Genomic DNA, 24,425 nt, shown 5'->3' with positions numbered 1-24,425 from the left:
GGGTTCGCGGGTACGCTGGAGCTGTCCAAGGTGGTCACTGTGGCAAGGGTTTTCAGTCGTACCTGAAACCCTGGTTCTGACAGCGATTTGCCAGCGAGGTGACAACCACCCTCAGCACTCTTCCTCCAGATTGCCCATGATTCGGCGTATCTGGGGGTTTTGGTGCGAAGACGACTTTGCTCACTCTTGGGGGCGGCGCTCGCCGCGGGGCTGCTGAGCGCACCGGCCGCGCTCGCCGCGCCGCCACCGGCGATCACCGAACACGCGACCACCGCGGGCGCGGCAGCGGCGGCCCGTGCTTCCGGCAAGCAGGTCGAGGCGCTCGACCAGCGGACCGAGACCACGCAGGTCTTCGCCGAGCCCGACGGCTCGATGAAGAGGGAACAGGCGCTGAGCCCGGTCCGGGCCCGCAAAGGCGACGGCTGGGCCGAAATCGACACCAAGCTCGCACGTCAGGCGGACGTCGTCGCGCCCGGTGCGACCTCGATCCCGGTCGAGTTCTCCGCCGGCGGCAAGACCCCGGTCGTACGGTTCGGCGCGCCGGGCAAGCGGTTCAGCCTCACCTGGCCCAAGGAACTGCCCGCCCCTGCCCTCGATCAGGAAACCGCCACCTACCCCGAGGTTTACCCCGGCGTGGACCTCAAGGTCGTCGCGAAGCGCGACGGATTCTCGCATTCGCTGATCGTGAAAACCCCTGAGGCGGCGAAGAATCCCGAACTCAAGACCGTCCGATTCGGACTGGAGACCGAGGGGATCTCGCTGCGGGTCGAGAAGACCGGCGCGATCACCGCGGTCGACGACAGGGAAGCCGTGGTCTTCCAAGCGCCGACGCCGCAGATGTGGGACTCGTCCGGCAAGCGCGAGCGCGCCGTCGTCAAAACCGAGGTCGCGGCAGGCAAGCTCGTGCTGATCCCGGACCAGGCCATGCTGACCGATCCGGCGACCGTGTTCCCGGTGGAGATCGACCCGGACTGGACGCCGGGCGTGGCCGCGTTCGCGCTGACCTACGCGGTGCCCGCGGCCTACCGGGGCAACAACTACTGGAACGGCGACGGCGACAACATCGCCAAGGTCGGCTTCAGCGACTACGACAGCCCCAAGGTGCACGTGCGGTCGTACTTCCAGTGGAACATCACGGACCTGCGCGACAAGGGCGTGCTCAGCGCGTCGGTGAGTTTCCTCGAATCCTGGTCGCCCTCCTGTACCAAGAAATGGGTCGAGCTCTACCGCACGACCAAGATCGACGGTGGGACCTCGTGGAACAACGGGCCCACCTGGCTGGCGCACCAGGACAGCAAGGAAGTGGCGCACGGCCACAGTTCGAGCTGCCCGCAGGACTGGGTCGGCTTCAACGTCAGCGGTGGCGTGGCAGGCGCGGTCGCGGAGGGCCAGGGCACGGTGACCTTCATGCTGCGCGCGCCGGGCAGGACCGAAGAGGAGGAACGCGCGGATTCCTTGGCGTGGAAGAAGTTCAAGCCGTGGGACACCAAGCTGACCGTCACCTACAACGATCACCCGTACGACGCGTACGACCTGTACTCGGAGCCGAAGCACAAATGCGCGCAGGCCGACGACGCGGCTTCGTTCATCAGCACGGCCAACCCGATTCTCGTCGCGTCCGCCAACGACCCCAACGGCGACCGGGTGCAGGCGGAGTTCCAGTGGCGTGAGCGCGGTGACGACGCCCGTCCGTGGCAGAAGAACCTGCTGGCGCAACAGAACGCGGGCAGTGATTTCCGGATGAAGCTCGACGACAAGAACTTCGTCAACGGCAAGAAGTACGAATGGCGGGTCGCCGTCATGGACGCCTGGGGCGCGTGGTCGTTCAACTACGGCGGCCCCTGCAAGATCACCCTCGACACCACCGCGCCGGACAAACCACCGCTGGTGTCGTCCGTGCACTATCCCGAGCGGGGCACCGGGCCGGACGGCGGCGCGCCGGGCCAGACGGGCCAGTTCCACTTCGACGCCAACGGGGTCGCCGACGTCGCCGAGTTCCGGTACCGGCTGTCCGGTGCGGACTTCCGCACGGTGCCCGCGGTCGGCGGCAAGGCGACCGCGCTGATCACCCCGCTGACCGAAGACCCGCACACCCTCGAAGTGACCTCCGTCGACGCCGCGGGGAACATGGGCAACGAGGCCAACACCAAGAAGTACGAGTTCCGGGTGGGCGTGCCGACCCCGCCGTCGGCCCATTGGCGGCTCGACGGCCACGCCGAATCGCGTGAGGTGCTCGACGCCCGCGGCGTGCGCAACGGGACGCTGCCGGACGGCATCGCGACCTGGACGTCGGGGCGGGTCGGCAAGGGGCTGCGCACCGGCGGAAACGGCGGATTCCCCGTCGGCACCACCCCGTCCACCACGACCACGGTCGGCTTCTCGGTCAGCGCGTGGGTGCGCGTGGACGGCGATTTCCAGAACGGCTTCCACACCGCCGTCAGCCAGGACGGCAAGGTCAACAGCGGGTTCGCGCTCGGCTACCACGGCGAGTCGAAGGCGTGGAGCTTCTTCATGGCGACCCGCGACGGCCAGGCCCCGAACGGCGACTGGCCGAACCTGGACTACGCGCTGGCGCCCGCGAAGCTCGGTGTCTGGACTCATCTGACCGGTGTCCACAACCCGTCCGAGCAGCGGATCGTGTTGTACGTCAACGGAATCGAAGCCGCTTCGGTGCCGCACACGAGCCGGTGGTCCGCCGACGGGCCGCCCAGGATCGGCGGCGGCCAGTGGGCCGGCGCGTTCGGCGACACCTGGCCGGGCAGGGTCGACGAGGTGCGGACCTACCGCCGCGCGCTGTCGGACCTGCAGGTGGCGGGTGCGACCGAGATCGACAAGCTGGCAGGCGAGCCCGCGGTTCCCGAGTCGACGCTGACGTTCGACGAAGGCACCGGCGCCACGAGCACCGAGATCGGCGGTTCCTTCCGGCAGGCCACCCTGTCACACGGCGCGGCCTGGGGCCCCGGCCGCAACGGCACCCAGGGCATGGTCATCTCGGACACCGGCATCGCCACGGTCGAGGACCCGGTCGTGCCGTCCGAAAGCAGCTACACGGTGAGCGCGTGGGCGTTGCCGAAAGCGCTGGACACGACCTTGCAGGCCGTCCTGAGCGCGGACGCGCCGCCGGGCATCGCCACCGAGCTCGCTTATGACGGCTCGCGGCGGAAGTGGGTCTTCCGAGTCGCCAAGGCCGACTTCTCCGGTTGGTACGAGGCGGTTTCCAACGACGCGCCGCACTCGGGTTGGACCCACTTGGCCGGTGTGTTCGACGCCGCTGCCCCGGAGCTGCGGCTCTACGCCGACGGCGTCCAGATCGGTGTCGCGCGATTGCCGGACAAGCCGTTTGAGGCGGTCCGGCCGGGAACGAAGCTGAGGATCGGGGGCGCCTGGTCCTTGTCGAGGCCGACGATCCAGTTCCGCGGCACCATCGACGAGGTCCGGGTGTTCCGCGGTGTGCGCACCGAGGACGAGATCAGCGACGAATACCGCTACCCGCTGCCGAACCGGACGCCGAGCCGCATGCTCAGCCGGTACGTCAACACCGACACCGAGTTCTACACCACGAACGCGCCGGATCTGGCGCGGGACTACCGGTTGCAGCTGCCGCTGGGCCAGCTCGTGCCCGTGGGCACACCGGACACCCGCCTGCTGTATTCGTGCTACTTCGAGAAGGACACGTTCACCTCGGTCATGGACACCTGCGAGGGACAGCGCAAACTCGGCGTGCTCGGTGCCGTCTATGTGAATCCGCCTGCCGGCTTGCCGACGCTGCCGCTGTATCGCTGCCTGCTGAAGACGGGCAAGCCCGGCGAGCACTTCGAGTCGCCGGACGCCGGTTGTGAGGGGCACACCAAGGAAGGCCTGCTCGGCTACACGCTGGCCTACGGGGAGCTGATCCGGTACCTCCGCACCGACGGCGGCAAACCCGATCACACCAGCGAGGTCGCCAACCTCCCACCCGGTTACCTCCGCGAAGGCTCGTTCGGACGGGTCCCGCTCGCGGTGATGGAGGGGACCGTCCCGCTGCGCACCTGCAAGGACGGCACCGACATCTTCAGTTCGACCGACGCGAACTGCGAAGGCAAGACACAGGTCAAGGTGTCCGGCTGGATCTGGACCTCACCGCCCGCCGGGGTGGAGAACAAGGCGGTCTACCGCTGCGCCACGAACACCGAGAGCGAGCGGTTCGACTCGTCGGATCCGGCGTGCGCGGGGAACCGGGTCCTCGGTCTCCTCGGCTACGTCGCGACCATGCCGAGCGCCGCCGTCGCCACCCGCGCCAGGTGACACCCGCCGTTTTCCCCGAAAAATGAGGTGGAGTATGCGAAGAAGACAAAGCTGGACCAGACCACGAGGAATGACCGCCGTGCTGGTCGCGGCACTCGCCTGCGCGGTCGTCACCGCGCCGGCGAGTGCGGCGCCGGTCCGGCCGCCGGGTGACCCGGCGCCGTTGTCCACGACCACCCCGGTGGCGGGCAAGAAGCCGCCGCTGGAGCCGATGGGCGAAGACCCGTTGGCCAACAGGGTGATCAAGGGCGCCGCGAAGGTCACCTGGCCTGCCAAGGCCGAGGGCGAGGTCACGGTGACCGAGCAGCCGCAGCGGGCGGGGGAGACCCCGGTCTGGATCAGCGGCGCCGCGGCCAAGGCGGCCGGCAAGGCCGCGCCGGGCAAGGTCAAGGTCGAGGTGCTCGACCGGAACGCGACCGAGGCCGCCGGGGTGTCCGGTGTGCTGACCAAGCTGAGCAGCGCCGACGGCGCCAAGGCCGCGGCCGCAGGGCCGACCAACATCGAGGTGGACTACGCGGAGTTCCGGTACGCCTATGGCGGTGACTGGGCGTCGAGGCTGCGGCTGATCAGCATGCCGGCCTGCGCACTGTCCACACCGGACCGTGCCGAATGCCGGACCCGCACCGTGCTGCCGACGGGCAACGACCTGGCCAAGGCCAAGGCCAGCGCCGCCGTGCCGGTGGCGGCCGAGGGCACGGTGGTCGCGCTGGACACCGGCGCGGGCGGCGTGGCGGGCGACTACGGGGCCTCCACCCTTTCGGAATCCTCGACCTGGCAGGTCGGCCTGCAGTCGGGCACCTTCGCCTGGTCGCATCCGTTCAAGATGCCGCCGACGCCGGGTGAGCTGAAGCCGAACCTGGTGCTGAGCTACAACTCCGGCACGGTCGACGGCCGCACCGCCGCGGCGAACAACCAGGCCACCGGGGCCGGTGAGGGCTTCGAAATGAGCCCAGGCGCGGTCGTCTGGAAGTTCCGGACCTGCGCCGACGACGGCGCCAAGGACAGCTACGACCAGTGCTGGGCAGGCGATCACGCGTCGATCTCGTTCAACGGCTCGGCGACCGACCTGGTCAAGGACGGCAACGGCTGGCACGCCGCGAACGACGAGGGCTCGAAGATCGAGTATCTGTCCGGAAAGGACAACGGCGACCGCGACGGCAACCACTGGCGGGTGACCACAGTGGACGGAACCCAGTACTACTTCGGTTCCGAGCCAGGCGCCGCCTCCACCTGGACCGCCCCGGTGTTCGGCAACAACGACGGCGAACCGTGCTACGTGCCGAACAACTTCGCGGCGTCCTCGTGTGACCAGGGCTGGAAGTGGCTGCTGGACCGCGTCGTCGACCGCAACAAGAACGAGGTCAAGTACTTCTACACCAAGGAAACCAACGCCTACAACAAGAACGGCAAGACCAAGGCCGACTACACGCGCGGCGGTTCGCTGCTGCGCGCCGAGTTCGGCACCCGCGAGGGCGTGGTCGGCCAGGCGACCGGGATCGTCGACATCGAGACGGCCGATCGCTGCACCCGCAACGTCGACTGCACCAAGAAGGACGTCCCGTGGGACCAGTTCTGTGACGCCGCGACCTGTTCGAAGGTGTCGCCGACGTTCTGGTCGACGAAGCGGCTGAAGAAGCTCACCACCAAGACACTCGTCGACGGCCAGTACGCGCCGGTGGACTCGTGGGACCTGGAGCACAGCTACGTCGACCCCGGTGACGGCACCGACGCGACGCTGAAGCTGGACAAGGTGACGCACACCGGGCTGGCGGGCGGCACCGCGCCGGAGCCGTCGATCGTCTTCGGCTACACCATGGAGGCGAACCGGGTGAACACCTCGCTCGCCTACCCGAAGCTGAACAAGCCACGGATCAACGTGGTGCACAACGAAACCGGCGGCTCGGTCAACGTGAACTGGTACGAGTCCGACTGCGTCGCGACCGCCAACGCGTGGGAGAACGACAAGCGCTGCTTCCCGCAGTACTGGCAGCCCGACCAGGCGCCCGGCCGCATCCACTGGTTCAACAAGTACGTGGTCAAGGAGGTGCTCAAGCGTGACCGCGTCGGCGGCTCGCTCGCCGAGCTGACCAAGTACAGCTACGGGCCGGGCGCGTGGCGCTACGACGACGATCCGCTGACGCTGGAGCGCAACCGGACGTGGTCGCAGTGGCGCGGCTTCGACAAGGTCACCGTGCAGCACGGCAACACCGCCGCCGAGCCGGGAGTCAAGGTCTCCGAGCAGGAGCACCGGTTCTTCCGCGGCATGCAGGGCGGCCGCGACAACAACCTGGGCGGCGTCAGGAGCGCCAAGGTCAAGGACTCCAAGGGCGTCGAACGTGACGACCTCGACGGGCTGGAAGGCTTCGAGCTGGAAAGCATCGTCCACAATGGAGTGAACGGCGCCGAGGTGTCGGCGACGCTCAACCTGCCGAAGATCTGGACGACCGGCACGCAGGACAAGGCGGCCGCGCACCGGGTCCGTACCGAAAAGACCTTCACCCGCACCGCGATCGACGGCGCGGCCGATCCGCGCACCACCGAGCTCACCAACACCTACGACGACGGCACCGGGTTGCTGACCCAGGTCAACGATCTCGGCGACGTCGCCGACACCGAGGACAACCGGTGCACCACGACCGCGTACGCCAAGAACGCGGACGGCTCGGCCACGAACCTGCCGAGCAGCGAGACGCTGACGGGTGTCGCCTGTGGCGCGGCGGCGAAGTATCCCGACGACGCGCTCGGCGTGACCGAGACCTATTACGACGGACAGGGACTCGGCGTCGCCACCGCCGGCAACGCGACCAAGGTGCGCAAGGTCAAGTCGTTCGACTTCGCCGGGAAGGCCACCGACTGGCTCACCGAGTCGGAGACCGCCTACGACGGCTACGGCCGCGTCACCAAGGAGACCGACGCGCTCAAGCGGGTGACCACCACCGCCTACACCCCGGCGGCCGGGGTGCCCACCGGCATGGTGGTCACCAACCCGGCAGGCGGCATCACCACGACCACCTTCGACCAGGCCATCAACCAGCCCAAGGCGGTGGTCGACCTCAACGGCAAGCGCACCGACCTGGCCTACGACCCGCTCGGCAGGCTGACCGAGGTCTGGCGGCCGGGCCGGTCCAAGGCGGACGGCGAGGCGGGGAACCAGCGGTTCTCCTACTTCCTGCGCAACGACGGCACGAGCGCGGTCGTCACGGACACGCTGACCTCGCGGTTGAACTACGTGTCCGGGTTCGTGCTCTACGACGGCTTCCTGCGGCCGAGGCAGACCCAGGAGAACCCGTGGGTCAACGGCAGCACGTCGACGACGAGGGTGGTCACGGACACGAAGTACGACACCCGCGGCCTCGCGGTGGTCAACAACGGCAAGTACCTGGCCGCCGGCCAGCCCGGCCGTGACCTGTTCGTCTCCAGCGCGGGCGACGCCGACGTGCCCACGCAGACCATCACCGAGTTCGACGCGGTCGAGCGGCCGACGGCGACGGTCGTGCGCAGCCAAGGCCAGGAGAAGTGGCGCTCGACGACCACCTACAAGGGCGACCGCACCGTGGCCGTCCCGCCGGTGGGCGGCACCACCACGACCTCCTTCACGGACGCGCGCGGCCTGGTCACCAAGCAGGCGCAGCACACGACCGCGCTGGCCACCAGCGCCAGCGAGGACACGTCGTACACCTACACCAAGACCGGCGAGCCGAAGACGATGACCGACGCCGCGGGCAACAAGTGGGAGTACAAGTACGACAAGCTCGGCAGGCAGACCGAGGTCAAGGACCCCGACAAGGGCACGAACACGCTGGAGTACGACGACGGCGGTCAGCTCGTGGTCCGCACCGACGCGCGCCAGAAGAAGGTCGTGTACGGCTACGACGCGCTCGGGCGCCGCACCGTGAGCAAGGCGGGCACCGAGGAGAACGCCCCGGTGCTGGCCAAGTGGGACTACGACACCTACAAGGACGGCAGGACGGTCAAGGGCCAGCTCGTGTCGTCGAGCCGGTTCGTCGGCACCGCCGAGTACAAGTTCGAGATCACCGGCTACGACGCGGGCTATCACGCGACCGGCACGAAGGTGACCATCCCGGACACCGGTGACGGCCTGCAGGGCACCTATCAGACCAGCGCCGTCTACAACGTCGCCGGTGGTCTGGACCAGGAGACCGCGCCAGCGCTCGACGGCGGGCTCGGCCAGGAGACGCTGCAGTACCGGTACGACAACTGGGGCAAGCCGAGCACCCTGAAGGGCGTCGGCACCGCGACCTACGTCGGGTTCACCCGGTACACCGAGTTCGGCGAGCCGGAGCTGCTGCGGCTGGGCGACGTGAACAAGGAGACCTGGCAGCGCAACGACTACGACCGGGCGACGCGGCGGGTGTCCAGGACGACCATGGAACACCGCAAGGAGTGGAACCTGCAGTCCGACGTCAACTTCGGGTACGACCCGGCGGGCAACGTCACCAAGGTCGACACGCAGACACTGGGCGAGAAGCAGGACGTGCAGTGCTTCGCGTACGACCACGTCCAGCGGATGACGAACGTGTGGACCTCCACGGCGCAGTGCGCGGGCGCGGCGGGCAGCAGCCTCGGCGGGCTGGCCCCGTACTGGAACAAGTACGAGTACGACGCCGTCGGCAACCGGAAGAAGGAGACCAAGTACGCGGAAAACGGCACGGTCAAGTCCCAGCGGGTCTCGGACTACCCGGTGGCCGGTCAGCCGAGGCCGCACGCGGTCACCAAGGTGACCACCACCGGTGAAGGCGCGGGAGTCGGCGACTACGGCTACACCGCGTCCGGCAGCGCCAGCACCAGGCCGAAGGCGGACGGCACCGCGCAGACGCTGGACTGGGACACCGAGGACCGGCTGGCGTCGGTGACCGACACGAACGGCACCACGTCGTACGTGTACGGGCCCAGCGGTGAACGGCTGATCAGCAAGGACAGCAAGGGCGCGACGCTGTACCTGGCCAGCGGCGAGGTGCGTGTCGACAAGGCGACCGGCGTCAAGAGCGGGACCCGGATCTACAAGCACAACGGCGCGACGATCGGCATGCGGACCGCGGCGGGCGGGCTCAGCTGGCTGCTGCAGGACCGCAACGGCACCGACACGGCCGCGGTCAAGGCGAGCGACCTCGCGGTGTCCTACAACCGGGTCGACCCGTTCGGCCAGGAACGGCAGCCGAAGCCGGCGACCTGGCCTGCCAACCGCGGGTTCGTCGGCGGCCAGCCGGACGCCAAGACCGGGCTGACCAGGCTGGGTGAGCGGGACTACGACCCCGCGACCGGCAAGTTCGTCTCGGTCGACCCGCTGCTGGACTCGGGCAACCCGCAGCAGTTCAACGCGTACGCCTACGCGGGCAACTCGCCGGTCACCATGTCCGACCCGTCCGGGCTGATCATGTGCCCGGACAACGACTGCCGCAACGGCCTGCCGGACGGCAGGTACGCGCCGGACCACCGTAAGTCCGACCAGGAGGTGGCGAAGGAGACCTACTTCGGCCAGCCGCCCGCGAACAGCACCCGCAAGACGATCAAGACGGGCGTGAAGGCTCCCGGCAAGGGCATCATCGTGGCCAGGACCTTCATCTCCAAGCAGGACGCCGTGTTCGGGATGCTGTTCGGTGACAACCGCGACTTCTCCGATGCCCCGACGGCGGGGTTCCGGATGGCGGTGGCGTGGGACACCGATACCGGCGAGGTCTCGTACACGGTCACGCCGAGCACGATCCAGTCGAGGCAAGGCGGCGAGCGGTACTGCCACATGTGCGGTGGAATGGTCACCTTGCCGGACACGCCCGCGAAGGTGGTCCCGGCCAAGGAGATCAACTGCTCGTCGTGCCTGAACCAGATCTCGATCATGGAGGCGGAAGAGACGGACGACGGAGCGAAGATGGTGCTCTCGTTGTCGGGGATCAACAGCGTGACCGACCCGATGTTCCCGACCGAGCAGGTCGTCGGGATCAGTCTGAACGGGAACAACGCCGATGTCGCCATCATCGGGCACGCCTATCCGGACTTCGAGACGATCCAATACCGGCAGGGTGAGGCGCCGCGAAACCTGGCCAGGGGCTCGATGGGGCCGCTGGACGGCCTGACGACAGTGCCGAAGCTGCCGTTCAGTCACCGGGCGGAAACCTGGCACAACGGCAAGCGGACGTCGAAGGGATTCTTCTAGAAAGGCTCGTGAGTGGTACGGCCGGTTCTAACCGGTCGTACCACTCACGACAGCATTTCGCGCAGCGCGACCGCGAATTCCTTCGGGTTCCGCTGGGGCGCAAGGTGCGCACCCGGCGACTCCACGAAGGGCAGGCCGAGTTCGAGTGCCAGCACCTTCGCGGGCTGGTAGTGGTATCGCCCCCGGCTCCCCACGCCCGCGGTCGGCACGATGTCGACGCCGGATTTGCGCAAGGCGCGCAAATCCGGCAGATAATCGAAGAACTCCGTGATCTCACGGTCGAAAAGGAACCGCCACTCGTTCTCGTTCGGCAGGCGGACCGCGCGCAGGTCGGGCAGCGCGGCGCCGGCGATGCCGCCGACGAAGCGGGTGAAGGCGGCCATCAGGTCACCCGAACGGGCCAGCCGGACCTGCTGGGCGACATCCTCCAGCCAGGCCCCGGCGTCCGGCATGAGCTGGACGGCGGGCGGTTCGTGGGCGACGAGCACCGACACCGCGGCGGGGTGGCGGGAGACGAGGTCGAGGCCGATCAGCGCGCCCGCGCTGCTGCCGAACACGCTCACCGGGCCAAGTGCGAGATGCTCGAGCACCGTGGCCACGTCGTCGGCGTGGCGAGTGACCGGGATAGGCCCGGATGTGTGGTCTGAGCTGTGGAAATGGCCTCGGCGGTCATAGCTGATGATGGTGAAGCCGTCGAGGTGCCTCGCCAGCGTCCGGTAGGCGTCGGCGGCGCCCAGCCCACCCGCGATCAGCAGGAGCGGGGGACCGTCGCCGGTGACACTCACCTGCAGCTCACCGCCGGTCACCGGGATCATGAATCAAGTCAACCACAAGGATTTCCGGCCAACCGAGCGAGGATCCGCTCCGCGTCGGCGACGATCTCCCCGACCAGCGCGGCCACCGTCGGCAGGTCGTCGAGCAGTCCCGCGACCTGGCCGGACGCCAGCACGCCCGCCTGGGTGTCGCCGTCGACGAGGCCCGCGCGCAGGAGCATCGGGGTGTTGGCCGCCATGATCACCTGCGACCACGTCCGCTCCCGCCGCAGCGCGAGGCCCTCGCGCACCAGCGCGGGCCACGACACGCCGGTCAGCTTGCGGAAGCGGACGGCGTTGCGCACCGCGCGCAGCGTGCCGGTGCGCGACGACTCCAGCGCGTCGACCAGCTCCGTCCGCAGCACCCGGTGCGGCATGCCGTCGACCTTGCGCGTGACGACCGTGCCGTTCAGGTCGCGGCGCAGGTACTCCCGCTTCACCGCGTCCGGGACCGTGCTCTCCTGGGTCAGCAGGAACCGGGTGCCCATGGCGACCCCGGCCGCGCCGTACGCCAGCGCCGCCGCGAGGCCTCGGCCGTCGAAGAAGCCACCGGCGGCGATCACCGGGATGTCGACCGCGTCCAGCACGGACGGCAGCAGCAACGTGGTCGCGACGCCGCCGGTGTGCCCGCCGCCCTCGCCGCCCTGCACGATCACCGCGTCGGCGCCCCAGGACGCGACCTTCGCCGCGTGCTTGGCCGCGCCGATCGACGGGATCACCACGATCCCGTGCTCCTTCAGCCGCGCGATCATCTCCGGGCGCGGGGCCAGCGCGAACGAGGCGACGCGGACGTCTTCCGAGATCAGGAGGTCGATGCGGCGCTCGGCGTCGTGCGCGTCCGCGCGCAGGTTGACCCCGAACGGCCGGTCGGTGCGGCCTCGGACCTCCTTGACCGCGGCCGCCAGCTCGTCGAACGTCATCGTCGCCGAGGCCAGGATGCCGAGGCCGCCCGCCTCGGCGGTCGCGGTGACCAGTCGTGGCCCGGCGACCCAGCCCATCCCGGTCTGCACGACCGGGTGCTCGATGCCGGCCAGCGAGGTCAACGCCGTCTTCACGACGGGACTTCCTTGTCCCGCAACGACTTCGGGTCGAGCGAGTCGATCAGCTTCAGCTCTTCGCCGGTCGGCGTGCGCGTCTCGGTGACGTCGGAGACGTCCAGTGCGAACGACGTCGCCGCGACCACCACCTCGACCGACACGCCCGGATGCACCGAGAGCAGGCGCGGCGCGTGACCCGGCCCGCCGAAGTCGAGCACGCCGAGGTTGCTGACCACCCGGTACACGTCGTGGAACCGTTGCCCCGCACCGCGTTCGTAGCCGACGCCGGAGACCACGTCGACCTGGTCGACGAAGACCCGGGTGCTGTGGCGCGGCACCCAGTAGCTGGTGCGGTGGTTCACCGTGTTGCCGGGCCCGCCGCGCACGCCGAGCAGCTGCCGCGTCGGCCGCGCGTGCGAGCCGATGGCCGAGATGTTCTGGTTGCCGTGCCGGTCGATCTGGTTCGCGCCCATCACCACGTGCCGTTTTCCGCGTGGCACCACGGTGTCGAGCACCTTGCGGAACGGCTGCCAGCCTTCGAGCGTGCCGTCGGCGTCGAGCAGGTATGCCTCGCCGTCGGACAGCAGCAGGTCCGGCTCGAAGGTCAGCCGCGCCAGCCGGGCGCCCAGCGCCGGGATGTACCCCATCGGGCTCGCGACGATCTCGCCGTCACCCCGGAACAGGTCGGCGCACGCGGCGACGGCCACATCGGCGCGGATCACGCTGCCTCCTCGAACTTGGCGACCTCGGCCTGGTAGCGGGCCTCGTCTCCGGACAGGTACCGGTCCACGAAGCCAGGCCACGCTTCGAGATCCTTGGCGCAGTCGACGTAATGCCGTTGGAACCGCTCGTCGCGTCCGTAGTCGGGAACGGCCGTGGTGAAGTGCGCGCCCCGCGGTGATTCCGCGACGCCGTGCACGAAACCGCGGTTCAGCAGCAGGCTCTGCACCGGCGCTTCTCGTGTCAGTTCGGCGGTCTCGACGACCTTCTCGACCGACACGTACACGCGATCGGCGGCGAGCGCGTACAGCTCGTCGAAGTACGGGTCCGGCCCGAGGTACTGCACGTTGCCCCGCGCGTCGGCCCGGTTGAGGTGGAGCAGCGCCGCGTCCAGCCGCAGCGCGGGCACGGCGAGCAGCTCCTCGCCGTCGTCGTAAGGGGAGTGGATCGTCCGCAGCGAGCGGTTGAAGGTCAGCACGTCCGAGCCGAGGCCCGCACGGGTCGGCAGGAACGGAAGCCGTTGCGCCGCCGCGGAAAGACCGGTGCCCAGCACGCCCTCGTCGTACTCGGTCACCTCGATCTGGCCCGCTTCGCGGACCCGGCTGAACCACGGGTCGTACGGGATCGAGTCGAGTGTGACGAACCCGAACACCAGCCGCCGGATCTTGCCGGCGGACACCAGCAGCCCGACGTCCGGGCCGCCGTAGGAGACGACGGTCAGGTCCTTGAGCGGGGACCGCAAGATGGCCCGTACCAAGGACATCGGCTTGCGCCGCGAGCCCCAGCCGCCGATCCCGATCGTCATCCCGTCCGCGAGCTCGCCGACCATCTCGTCGACGGTCATCCGCTTGTCCATCACTTGCCGTCCAAGAAGTCCTGGCGCGCCGCGTCGGAGACGCCCGCGAGGTTGAGTTCGAAGGTGAAGCCCTGTTCGAAGCGGTAGCTGCGGTGCACCGGCTGCACGTCGATGCCGTTGATCGCCTGCTTCGCCGCCCTGATCACCCGGGTGTCCTTCGCGGCGATCCGCCTGGCGACGCCCAGCGCGGTCTCGTCGAGGTCGGCGCGTGGCACGACCGCGTAGACCGAGCCGTGGTGATGCAGCTGATGGGCGTCGATCGTGCCCGCCGTGTAGTACAGCGCGCGCATCAGATGCTGCGGCACGAGCCGCGCGAGGTGGGTGGCCGCGCCGAGCGCGCCTCTGTCCACTTCGGGCAGTGCGAACGTGGCGTCTTCGCTGGCCACCACCACATCCGCGTTGCCGACCAGCCCGATCCCGCCGCCGAGGCAGAAGCCGTGCACGGCCGCGATGACCGGCACCGCGCAGTCGTACACCGCGGCGAACGCGGCGGCGCAGCCCTGGTTCGCGCCGATCAGCGCGCCGTAGCCGGGATCGGCCTGTATTTCCTTGATGTCGACGCCGGCGTTGAACCCCCGGCCCTCCGCGCGCAGCACGACGACGTGCGTCGCCGGGTCCTCGCCCGCCTTGCGGACGGCTTCGGCCAGGTCGAACCAGCCGCGCACGGTGAGGGCGTTGACCGGGGGAGCGTCGACCGTGACCACGGTGATCCCGGGCTCTGGCTGCTGGGTGTTGACCGGCATACGTGTCCTCACGGGTTACCAAACCTAGCACTTGCTTGGTACGTTAGCAGGGTGCACGACTCGGGTACAGCTCTCCAGCTCCGGCTCGACGACGCCGTCGTGCTGGTCACCGGCGGCGCGCGCGGGGTCGGCGCCGGGATCAGGCGCGCCTTCCTGCGGGCGGGCGCGCACGTGCCGATCTGCGGCCGCACCCCGCCGGACGACGCCGAGGACTTCTTCGCCTGCGACGTCCGCGAGCCGGAGCAGGTCGACGCGCTGATCGCGGCCATCGTCGACCGCTACGGACGGCTGGACGTCGTGGTCAACAACGCAGGCGGCGCGCCGCACGCGGACGCCGCGACGGCGTCACCGCGCTTCCACGCCAAGATCGTCGCCTTGAACCTGCTCGCGCCGCTGACCGTCGCCCGCGCGGCGAACGCCGTTATGCAGCACCAGGAAACCGGTGGCGCGATAGTCAACGTCAGCAGCGTCAGCGCGACGCGGCCGTCTCCGGGCACGGCCTCCTATGGCGCCGCGAAGGCCGGGCTCGACAACCTCACGGCGAGCCTGGCCGTCGAGTGGGCGCCCAAGGTGCGCGTCAACGCGCTCGACGTCGGCATGGTCAGGACCGAACTTTCCCAGCTGCACTACGGCGACGGCGTGGAAGTCGCCAAGACCGTCCCGTTAGGACGGCTGGCCGAACCGGACGAGATCGGCGCGTGCGCGGTGTTCTTGGCTTCCCCGCTGGCTTCCTACGTGAGCGGGGCGACGCTCAAGGTGCACGGTGGCGGCGAAGTGCCCGCGTTTCTCGCGGCGGCAGGCAAGGAGAGCGAATGATCGTCGAGGGCAGGGTCGTCATCGTCACCGGCGCGGGCCGGGGGATCGGGCGCGCGCACGCGCTGGCGTTCGCGGCCGAGGGCGCGTCGGTGGTGGTCAACGACGTCGACCTGGATCCGGCGTCGACCGTCGTCAAGGAAATCGAGGCGGCGGGCGGGAAAGCCGTCGCCAACACCGACGACGTGGCGGATTGGGCAGGTTCCGAGAACCTGGTCGGCACCGCGCTGGAGTCGTTCGGCAGGCTCGACGTCCTGGTCAACAACGCCGGATTCCTGCGCGACCGCATGCTCGTCAACCTCTCCGAGGAGGAATGGGACGCCGTCGTCCGCGTCCACCTGAAGGGGCACTTCGCGCCGATGCGGCACGCGGCGGCGCACTGGCGGACCGAGTCGAAGGCCGGACGCCTGCCCGACGCGCGGATCATCAACACCAGCTCCGGCGCGGGCCTGTTCGGCAGCGTCGGGCAGGGCAACTACACCGCGGCCAAGGCCGGGATCGCCGGGCTGACCGTGAACGCGGCCGCCGAATTCGGCCGGTACGGCGTCACCGTCAACGCGATCGCGCCCGCCGCGCGCACCCGGATGACCGAGGTCGCGTTCGCGGAGAACATGGCGAAACCGTCGTCCGGTTTCGACGCCATGGCGCCGGAAAACGTGTCCCCGCTGGTGGTCTGGCTGGGCAGCGCGGAGTCCTCTGGCGTCACCGGCCGGGTGTTCGAAGTGGACGGTGGCCGGGTGTCTGTGGCCGACCCGTGGCGGCACGGCGTGGTGGAGGACAAGGGCGCCCGCTGGGAGCCGTCCGAGCTCGGCCCGGTCGTCGGACGGCTTCTTGAGGGAGCCCCTGCCCCGGAGCCCGTTTACGGCGCGTGACCTGCCGCTGACCCGAAACTGTCGGTGGTCGATGCGATGCTCTTCACATGGCTACCTGGCAGCGGTTCACAACGGAAGCGCCGGAGCTGGCGGAGAAGGTGCTCGCCCGGTTCCTGGCGGACAAGTCACACATGCTCGCGACACTGCGGGCCGACGGCTCACCGAGGGTGAGCGGAACGGAGGTGGATTTCCACGGCCCGGACATCTTCGTCGGGTCGATGCTCGACGCGGTGAAGGCGAAGGACCTCCAGCGGGACGGGCGGTTCGCGATCCACGCCTACCCCGGCGTCGAAGACGGGGGAGACGCGAAGATCGCCGGCGTCGCGGTCGAGATCACCGACTGGGAGGAGCTCAAGTCGGTCGTCGGCGAGGACGCCGAGCCGAGCCATCTCTTCCGGCTGGACCTCACCGAGGTGGTGCTCACCTGGGTCGACACGGACACCCTGTGGGTCGAGCGCTGGGCGCCGGACCGGCCGAGGGTGCGATTCGCGAGGCCGGGGAACGGGCCGGTGATCCGCACGGAACTTTCCTGAGACGGTCTCGCGCGGGTAAGCCCTTTAAGCGAAATACCCATTCCCGTAAATGCACAAAGGTCAACTTTTTCGTGGCGCACTTGCGTTTGCGTGGTGCGGCACGTTAGTTTCCCCAAGCCGGGATCTCACTGGGGTAGATGCCGGCACTGGGGTTACTTGGGGGCTTTCGTGGTTTCGGGCGCCGGCTGTTCGCGCGCGCCGCTTCGCCATGCCCTCGGTTCTCCGGGTGGGTTGCACACCTACTGAAAAAGGTATCTGGGGTATGCGAAGAACTGTGATCAACCGTGGCTGGTCCGCGCGCGTAGGCGCGACCGTCGTCACCGCCGCCGCGCTCGCCGGGCTCGTCGCGCCGACCGCGGGGTACGCGGCCGTCGCCGCGCCGCCGCCTCCGCCGTCCGTCCCGCAGGAGAGCCCTGACGCGGCGGCCACCGCGCTCGCCGAGGCGTCCGACGTCGAGAAGGTCAAGGCCGTGCGCGCCATCGAGGTCGGCGAGGCCACCGACGAGTGGCTGATGCTGACCGACAAGAACTTCGTCTTCAAGGTCTACGACAAGATCAGCGCGGACAAGTTCCCGCTGACCAAGGCCGAGGCGTACCGCGTCTACCGCATCGTGGTCGACCGCGCCGACGCGCCGGACGCGACCGCGTTCATCCGCACCGGCGTCTTCGACTTCGCCGACCGCGACCGCATCGAGTACGCCCGCCGCCAGGAAGAGGCCCGCCTCGCCCGCGAGGCCCGCCAGAAGGCCGCCGCCTGGGCCGAGATCCCGGCCGACGCCGCGATGCTCGACGGCAACGACCAGAACTTCGTCTACCAGGTGTGGCGCCGCTCGACCGGACCCAAGGTCAAGGCAGGCGCGGGTGACGCCTGGGGCGGCGACGCAGGAGCGTGGAAGACGTTCATCACCACGACGATCTACACCCTGCACACCCAGGACCAGCGCGACGCCATCGAGAAGGCGAAGCAGGAGGACGCCGAAAAGGCCCGCGTCCTGGCCGCGCAGCTGGCGAAGAAGAACGCCGCGGCCGTGCTCGCGATCACCGCGCCGGAGCCGTGGACGAACCTGACCGACGACAACTTCATCCGCCAGCTCCTGACCACCGCCGAGCTGTCCCAGCCGCGCCACATCGAGATCACCAACGCCGCCAACGCGGCGCTGCGCAGCACCGACCCCGCTGCTTGGAAGGCGTTCATCGACACCGGCATCTACGACGCCGACAAGCGTGACGCCGCAAGGGAAAAGGCCGCCCGCGAGGAGGCCGACCGCCAGCTCGTCCGCGAGATCAAGGCCAAGGCCGAGCAGAGCCGCATCCGCCCGCGCCTGGTCGCCGCCGCGGCCGCCGCGCTGGCAGGCACCCCCGCCGACGTCACCAAGTTCCTCAGCGAGGGCCAGTACACGGTGCTCGCCCAGTCGCTCATGACGACGACACCCGGCGTCAAGGGCTGGTACGTCCGCAGCGGAGGCGGCGACGCCTGGATCACCCCGGGCACCCCCGGCACCGCCGGCGAGGCGAAGCTCGGCGAGTCGACCTGGAAGACCGTCACCGGCCTGGCCGACCCGGCCTGCTACTCCTTCGAGTCGTCCGAGCACGTCGGAAGTTACCTGCGCCAGCAGGACATGCGCGTCAAGCTGCACGCCAGCGACGGCAGCGACCAGTTCAAGAACGACGCCACCTGGTGCCCGAAGGCCGGCCTGACCGGCTCCGGCGTGACACTGGAGTCAAAGGCATTGCCCGGCCGCTTCATGCGCCACATCAACGGCTCGATCTGGGCCGCCAACGACAGCGGCCAGAACTGGTGGGACGGCAACCTCGACGTCTACAAGGCCGACGCCACCTGGAACGTCGTCGACCCCGACCCGAACATCACCACGCCGATCATGCTGCGCTGGTACAACGACGACGCCCTGCGCGCCAAGATCGGCAACCCGAAGTCGCCCGAGGTCGTCGACAACGGAGTCCGCTACCGCGATTACACCAACGGCAGGCTCTACTGGAAGGCCGACCGCGGCGAGGCCCGCATGCTGTCCGGAGCCATCATCCCGGTCTTCGAAAGCCTGGGCCGCTTCGACATCAACGGCAGCCCCGCACCGCTCGCCATCGACCAGTCCACCTGCGCCGACGGCACAGGCCAGTTCGTCCACTACAACCCCGACCGCATGATGTCCATCTTCTGGTCACCCACCACCGGCGCCCACTGGGTCCTCGGCGCGATCCGCGACAAGTGGGCAAGCATGGGCTGGGAACGCTCCGAACTCGGCTACCCGACCACCGACGAGTACGACATCCCCGGCGGCCGCCGCAGCGACTTCCAGAAGGGCTCCATCACCTGGGACCGCGCCACCGGCGCCATCCAGGTCTACCGCCGCGTCGTGGTCACCCTGACCCCGACCCCGGCCGCACCCACGCCGTAAGGCATTCCCCGAACCGGGCCCGGCACTCAAACTCCCCCGAGTGCCGGGCCCTCCCACATCCAGGCTGGGCTTGGGGGTCGTGAGTGATGGCGACGGTTCTAACCGTTGGGAACACTCACGACTAGCGCCTGCCCACGCCGGCCTTCCGGCTACGGTTGGCACGCTGCTCGAGGTTCCCCAGGGTGTGACGGTTCGCGTTAGTCGCTCGCGGCTTGGGCTTGCTGGATGTCGGGCTGCTTTGGGAAAGGGGTCGCGTCCTGGCCACAAGAGTGCGGCCGAGGTTCAAGGTCGGCTGGCTCGGCCAGGCTTCAAGCTCGAGCAGGCAGCCGAGGGTCAGGTGCGGCCGGGCTTCGGGTTCGAGCGCGCAGCCGGAATTCAAGTTCGGGCGATGTGACCGGGGCCTTGGCACCTGTGTGGCCAGGCTTCCGGTCCGGGCCGCACGGCCGTGATTCAAGCTCGGGCGTGCATGGTGTTGCGGCGAGGCGCTCGGGTGGGGTCGATGAATGCTGGTGGGATGAACTCCGGATGGTCGTCGGCGGCGATGCGGACGTCCCATTCGCTGTGGTGGATCAGTCGGTGGTGGCGGCTGCAGAGCAGTACGAGATTGTCGATTTTCGTTTCGCCGTGGTGTGCCCAGAAGATGATGTGATGGGCGGTGCATTGCTGCGGTGGCGCGTCGCAGCCTGGGAAGGCGCAGCCGCGGTCGCGGATGGCCAGTGCTCGCCGTTGTGCCGGGGTGGCGAGGCGTTGCTCGCGGCCGACGTCCAGGGGCTGGCCGTCGGAGCCGAGGGTGACGGGGATGACTTTGCAGTCGCATGCCATGCGGCGGGTTTCGGCGGCGCTGATGTCGCCGACCAGGTCCAGTCGGCCTTGTCCGATGCCGGATCGGAGTTCGTCGAGGCTGATGGTGACCACGACGTGCACGCTGTCCCCGGCTTGGGTGGGGATTTCCGGGTTGAGGATGCCCATCTGTACGAATTCGGTGAACGCGTCGCCCCAGCGTTGCCACTGCGACCGGCTATCCCGGCCTTCCTCGTCGGTTGCGGGGCGCGGTTTGGCGAGCGGATTCAACAGCGCTTTCAACCGGGCGATGGTGTCGGCGTCGGTCTTCACTTTGAGGCCGTGGGTGCCGTCTCGGTGGGTCACGAACTCCAGCTCCCGCCGCGGAGCCACCGGATCGGGATCTTTCGGCTCACGCCCATCAGGATCGAGCCGGTCGCGCAGGTTCGCCGCGGCTTTGGTGATCTCCCGCGGCCCGGCGGTACGGGCCAGATCGACCAGGATGTGCTCCCCGGTCTCGCGATCCTCCGCCGAGATTGAGGCGGGTAGTCCGGCCAACGCGGTGATGATCGGATCCAGCTGCGCCGGACCGAGATCACCCCTCAACGCCGCCGCAGCGGCATAAGGGGCGAGCGCCGGGATCTGCGCACCACCATCTTGGCGGGGGTTGAGGGCGCGAGCGCGCTCCACGCGGGCTTTCGCCTCGGCGGGTTTGATCTGAACCCAGTCCACCAGCATCTGAGCCACCGTCGCATAGCCGGACACATCCCGCACGCCACGCGATTCGACCTCGGCCAGGATCTGGCCTTGCTCGGCGTCTAGACGGCGTTTCTCCCTCTCCCGCGCTACGTACGCCATCAGCAGCGCGTCGTCCTCCACACGCCACCACTCGGGTAGCGCTTGGAGGTCAGGGGATTCTGTGCTGATCACATACTCCACCTTACTCGCGTTAAGGGGATCATGCCACTAGCCACATCAACTTTCTTGGAGGCTAAGTGTTTGTAATCGAGGACGCGCGGCGGACCCAGCGTCGGGGCAGGATCCGCAGGACGTCTGCGGCCGTTGGTCTCGGTGGTCTTGACCGATTGGGGCTCGCTGACGGTGCCGGGTTCTTGTCCCGTGCCCTCGCTGGAAAAGCGGGCAGGCTCTAATTTCCCTTACCGCGCAGCCCGTGTAGAGACAGGACGACCCAGAACCCAAGGCGAGCAACAGAACTCGGCCGCGGGCATCTAGCGACCCCAAAGCCCACCCGACCCAAGCAGTGGAACCCAGTCGCGAGCGTTCCCAACGGTTATTGAGCGGAAGATCAAAGGCGCCGTGGCCGTGGCCGTGGCCGGGGTGGCTGTGCGGGAAATGCGTCGTTGAACAGCTCAAACCCGAATGGTCAACCCGCTTGACTGGTTGCAGGGCTCGTTCGAGGCGGGTGAGTGCGGTTTGCGGCGTTGGACGACGCAAGCGGCACTCATCCAGGTGCGAGGCCCAGGTATGAAGGGAGCCTTCATCCACGGTCGGCGTGGTCGAGGAGTCGGCGAGGCTGGGTCGACGGAGTTGCTTGTGGGCCGTCAGGTGTCCCCAAAGCAACTCCGTCGGGCCTGCGGCCGCTGATTCTCAGCAAGGCTGAGGCGACTCGCGGCCTTCAACGCCGGTCGTGTCATGACAACCGTGTAAGCCACGGATGGACCAGGATCGGGTCGCTGACCGCGACCCAGAAAGGCTCCACCTGTGACCGAGGACACACCTGACCGGGATCCGGGCTCCGCAGCCGGCGAAGCGCTCGCGCGCGTGCTACCGCCAGAAACGCTGGACGCGTTGGTGAAAGACGCGTACGAGAATGGCGGCGCGCTGGGCGCCCAAGAATTGCTAAATCAGATGACCAAGGCGGTGCTCGAAAGGGCGCTGGACGCCGAGATGACCCATCATCTTGGCTATGAGAAAGGAGACCCCGCCGGGAACGGTTCCGGGAATTCCCGGAATGGCAGGTCTCCAAAAACCGTGTCGACTTCGAATGGTCCGGTCGAGCTGGCGGTGCCGCGTGACCGGAACGGTTCGTTCGAGCCGGCGATCGTGCCGAAACGTGCACGCAGGCTGGGTAATATCGACGAGGCGATCCTGTCGCTGTATTCGCGTGGCATGACCACCCGGGATATCGAATCTCATTTACGTGAAGTATATGGCGTGAACGTGTCGCGAGAATTGATCTCCAATGTGACCGACGTGGTGACCGACGAGATCGCGTTGTGGCAATCTCGGCCTTTGGACGAGATGTACCCGATTCTCTATGTCGACGGCCTGCGACTGCGGGTCAAGGACAAGGGCGTGGTCACCTCCAAGGTCGCCTACCTGGCCATCGGCGTGGACATGGAAGGCCGCAAACACGCCCTCGGGCTCTGGATCGCCGACACCGAAGCGGCGAAGTTCTGGGCCAAGGTCGTCACCGACCTGCGCAACCGTGGCGTGAAAGACATCCTGATCGCCTGCTGCGACGGCCTGACCGGGCTGCCCGACGCGATCCGCGGCGCGTTTCCCGACACCGTAGTCCAAACCTGCGTCGTGCACGTGATCCGCAACGCCATGCGGTTCATTTCCTATGGCGATCGGAAGAAAGTCGCCGCCGCCATGCGGGACATCTACACCGCGCCGACACTCGAGGCGGCCGAGATCGCACTCACTCAGTTCGATAAAGACTTCGGCATACAATACCCCGCCGCGATCCAGGTCTGGCGACACGCCTGGAACGACTTCACCCCATTCCTCGACTATCCACCCGAACTCCGCAGAATCGTCTACACAACAAACCTGATCGAGAACATCAACTTCCAGCTCCGGAAAATCACCAAGAACCGCGGCCATTTCGACAGCGACACCGCCGCGACAAAACTGCTCTACCTCGGACTCCGCAACATCACCAGCAACCGAGGCGGACCATCAGGAACCGGCACCCGAGGCTGGAAACAAGCACTAAACACGCTCGCCGCACTCTTCCCCGACCGCCTGCCACTCCACTAGAATCAGAGAAGAAATCATCCGTGGCTTACACGGAAATCATGACAGGGCCTCAACGCCGGAGTCGCACCTACGCGACGCTCAGGCCCACCACGCCTCCGCTCAACAGAACCGTCGGCAACACTCACGACCCCTCAGGGAAGCAAGCATTCACGAGCCGAGGCGTTCCAGGATCGTGCCCGTCGCCATGGCCCCGCCGGCACACATGGCGATCAGCGCGGTGTTGCCGTCCCGCCGTTCCAGTTCGTGCAGCGCCGTCGTGATCAGCCGTGCCCCCGTGCTCCCGACCGGGTGGCCCAGCGCGATGGCTCCGCCGTTGACGTTCACCCGGCTCTCGTCGGGCGCGTGAACCCGTTGCCACGAAAGGACAACGGAAGCGAAAGCTTCATTCACCTCGAAAAGATCGGGGTCGGCGATCGTCATCCCGGCGCGGGCGAGTACGCGTTCGGTCGCTTGGACCGGCCCGTCCAGGTGGTAGTACGGCTCAGCCCCGACCAATGCCTGAGAACGGATCCGGGCCCGTGGCCGCAGCCCGAGCGCGCGGGCTTTGGACGACGACATCAGCAGCACGGCCGAAGCGCCGTCGGAGATCTGCGAAGACGTGCCCGCCGTGTGGACCCCGTCTTCCATGACCGGCTTCAAGCGCGCCAGTCCTTCCAGGGTCGTCTCGCGCAAGCCTTGGTCGCGCGAAACCAGTTGCTCCTGCGCTTTCACCGGCACGATCTCCCGGTCGAAATACCCGGCGTTCCAAGCGGCCGCCGCTTTCGACTGTGACGCGACGCCGAACGCGTCGACGTCGGCGCGGGTGATGCCGCGGCGGGCGGCGATGCGCTCGGCGGCGCCGTATTGGTTGGGCATGTCGATCGACCAGGCATCCGGGCGGGGGGTGCCTACGTCGGTGCCGCGGTTGGAACCCAGCGGCACCCGGCTCATCGCTTCGACGCCGCAGGCTATGCCGACGTCGATCGCGCCCGCCGCGATCAACCCCGCGATGAGATGTGTCGCCTGCTGGGCAGAGCCGCACTGCGCGTCGATCGTGGTCGCGCCGGTGGTGACCGGGAGGCCTGCGTGGAGCCATGCGGTGCGGGTGATGTTGCCCGCCTGCTCGCCTGCCTGGGTGACCGTGCCGCCGATGATCTGCTCGACGAGTGCCGGGTCGAGCCCGGACCGGTCGAGCACGCCGCGCTGCGCGGCGCCCAGCAGTTCCGCCGCGTGGAGGCCGGACAGCCAGCCGCCGCGTTTGCCGATGGGGGTGCGCACGGCATCGACGATGACCGGATCGCCCACGGGTACCTCCTCGTCCGCTTACTCTCAGTGAGTCGAGAGTAGAACACGTTCTAATTTAGTGCAAGGAACCGCCTGGTCAACCGCCAAGCGGGCAGACCGG

At 68.4% G+C, this 24,425-nt stretch carries 14 protein-coding genes; 7 read left to right on the top strand and 7 right to left on the bottom strand.

The window, feature by feature from the left end:
• Positions 1-162 precede the first annotated feature (162 nt).
• Together AB5J62_RS27580 and AB5J62_RS27575 are read left to right on the top strand one after the other, a co-directional pair.
• Positions 163-4,284: a LamG-like jellyroll fold domain-containing protein gene (locus AB5J62_RS27580; RefSeq protein ID WP_370942830.1), complete on the top strand. Its 4,122-nt coding sequence runs from the start codon at positions 163-165 to the stop codon at positions 4,282-4,284.
• Between the two features lie 70 nt (positions 4,285-4,354).
• A complete protein-coding gene (locus tag AB5J62_RS27575) occupies positions 4,355-10,456 on the top strand; it encodes an RHS repeat-associated core domain-containing protein (RefSeq protein ID WP_370942829.1) in 6,102 nt (2,033 codons plus the stop codon).
• 44 nt (positions 10,457-10,500) lie between these two features.
• Here the strand turns inward: AB5J62_RS27575 and AB5J62_RS27570 are convergent, their stop codons facing one another.
• Genes AB5J62_RS27570 through AB5J62_RS27550 form a run of 5 tightly spaced genes read right to left on the bottom strand, consistent with a single transcriptional unit; the run spans position 10,501 to position 14,624 of the window.
• On the bottom strand, positions 10,501-11,271 hold the full coding sequence (locus AB5J62_RS27570) for an alpha/beta fold hydrolase (protein WP_370942828.1): 771 nt from the start codon (positions 11,269-11,271) through the stop codon (positions 10,501-10,503).
• Between the two features lie 8 nt (positions 11,272-11,279).
• Positions 11,280-12,323 carry an NAD(P)H-dependent flavin oxidoreductase gene (locus AB5J62_RS27565; RefSeq protein ID WP_370942827.1) on the bottom strand — a complete coding sequence of 348 codons (1,044 nt, stop codon included), beginning with the start codon at positions 12,321-12,323 and terminating at the stop codon, positions 11,280-11,282.
• Positions 12,320-13,027, bottom strand: coding sequence for a CoA-transferase subunit beta (locus tag AB5J62_RS27560; RefSeq protein ID WP_370942826.1), 708 nt, complete (start codon positions 13,025-13,027; stop codon positions 12,320-12,322). Before AB5J62_RS27560 ends, AB5J62_RS27565 begins: the two co-directional genes overlap by 4 nt.
• Positions 13,024-13,884 (bottom strand): CoA transferase subunit A, encoded by an 861-nt coding sequence (locus AB5J62_RS27555; RefSeq protein ID WP_370942825.1) that lies wholly within the window; start codon positions 13,882-13,884, stop codon positions 13,024-13,026. Before AB5J62_RS27555 ends, AB5J62_RS27560 begins: the two co-directional genes overlap by 4 nt.
• The gene (locus tag AB5J62_RS27550; RefSeq protein WP_370942824.1) at positions 13,881-14,624 is read right to left on the bottom strand and encodes an enoyl-CoA hydratase family protein; all 744 of its coding nucleotides are present in this window, start codon (positions 14,622-14,624) and stop codon (positions 13,881-13,883) included. Before AB5J62_RS27550 ends, AB5J62_RS27555 begins: the two co-directional genes overlap by 4 nt.
• Positions 14,625-14,675: 51 nt before the next feature.
• On the opposite strand from AB5J62_RS27550, the gene AB5J62_RS27545 reads away from it, so the two are divergent.
• The 4 genes from AB5J62_RS27545 (at position 14,676) to AB5J62_RS27530 (ending at position 19,255) form a co-directional block, all read left to right on the top strand.
• A complete protein-coding gene (locus tag AB5J62_RS27545) occupies positions 14,676-15,440 on the top strand; it encodes an SDR family oxidoreductase (RefSeq protein ID WP_370942823.1) in 765 nt (254 codons plus the stop codon).
• Positions 15,437-16,309 carry an SDR family oxidoreductase gene (locus tag AB5J62_RS27540; RefSeq protein ID WP_370942822.1) on the top strand — a complete coding sequence of 291 codons (873 nt, stop codon included), beginning with the start codon at positions 15,437-15,439 and terminating at the stop codon, positions 16,307-16,309. The genes AB5J62_RS27545 and AB5J62_RS27540 overlap by 4 nt, the downstream gene beginning before the upstream one ends.
• Before the next feature lie 47 nt (positions 16,310-16,356).
• Positions 16,357-16,842 (top strand): pyridoxamine 5'-phosphate oxidase family protein, encoded by a 486-nt coding sequence (locus AB5J62_RS27535; protein ID WP_370942821.1) that lies wholly within the window; start codon positions 16,357-16,359, stop codon positions 16,840-16,842.
• A gap of 262 nt (positions 16,843-17,104) precedes the next feature.
• On the top strand, positions 17,105-19,255 hold the full coding sequence (locus AB5J62_RS27530; RefSeq protein ID WP_370942820.1) for an AbfB domain-containing protein: 2,151 nt from the start codon (positions 17,105-17,107) through the stop codon (positions 19,253-19,255).
• A 450-nt stretch (positions 19,256-19,705) separates the two neighbouring features.
• Here AB5J62_RS27530 and AB5J62_RS27525 read toward each other — a convergent pair whose 3' ends face one another.
• Positions 19,706-20,965: a DUF222 domain-containing protein gene (locus AB5J62_RS27525; protein ID WP_370942819.1), complete on the bottom strand. Its 1,260-nt coding sequence runs from the start codon at positions 20,963-20,965 to the stop codon at positions 19,706-19,708.
• 852 nt (positions 20,966-21,817) lie between these two features.
• On the opposite strand from AB5J62_RS27525, the gene AB5J62_RS27520 reads away from it, so the two are divergent.
• Complete coding sequence (locus AB5J62_RS27520) at positions 21,818-23,041, top strand: IS256 family transposase (RefSeq protein ID WP_370950337.1); 1,224 nt, start codon at positions 21,818-21,820, stop codon at positions 23,039-23,041.
• Between the two features lie 147 nt (positions 23,042-23,188).
• Here the strand turns inward: AB5J62_RS27520 and AB5J62_RS27515 are convergent, their stop codons facing one another.
• Positions 23,189-24,325: a steroid 3-ketoacyl-CoA thiolase gene (locus AB5J62_RS27515; RefSeq protein WP_370942818.1), complete on the bottom strand. Its 1,137-nt coding sequence runs from the start codon at positions 24,323-24,325 to the stop codon at positions 23,189-23,191.
• Between the last annotated feature and the right edge of the window lie 100 nt (positions 24,326-24,425).

Origin of the sequence: Amycolatopsis sp. cg5 (assembly GCF_041346955.1) — a bacterium.
GTDB lineage: Bacteria > Actinomycetota > Actinomycetes > Mycobacteriales > Pseudonocardiaceae > Amycolatopsis.
The sequence above is the reverse complement of the archived record's forward strand: the minus strand, read 5'-3'. Positions and strand labels throughout refer to the sequence as shown.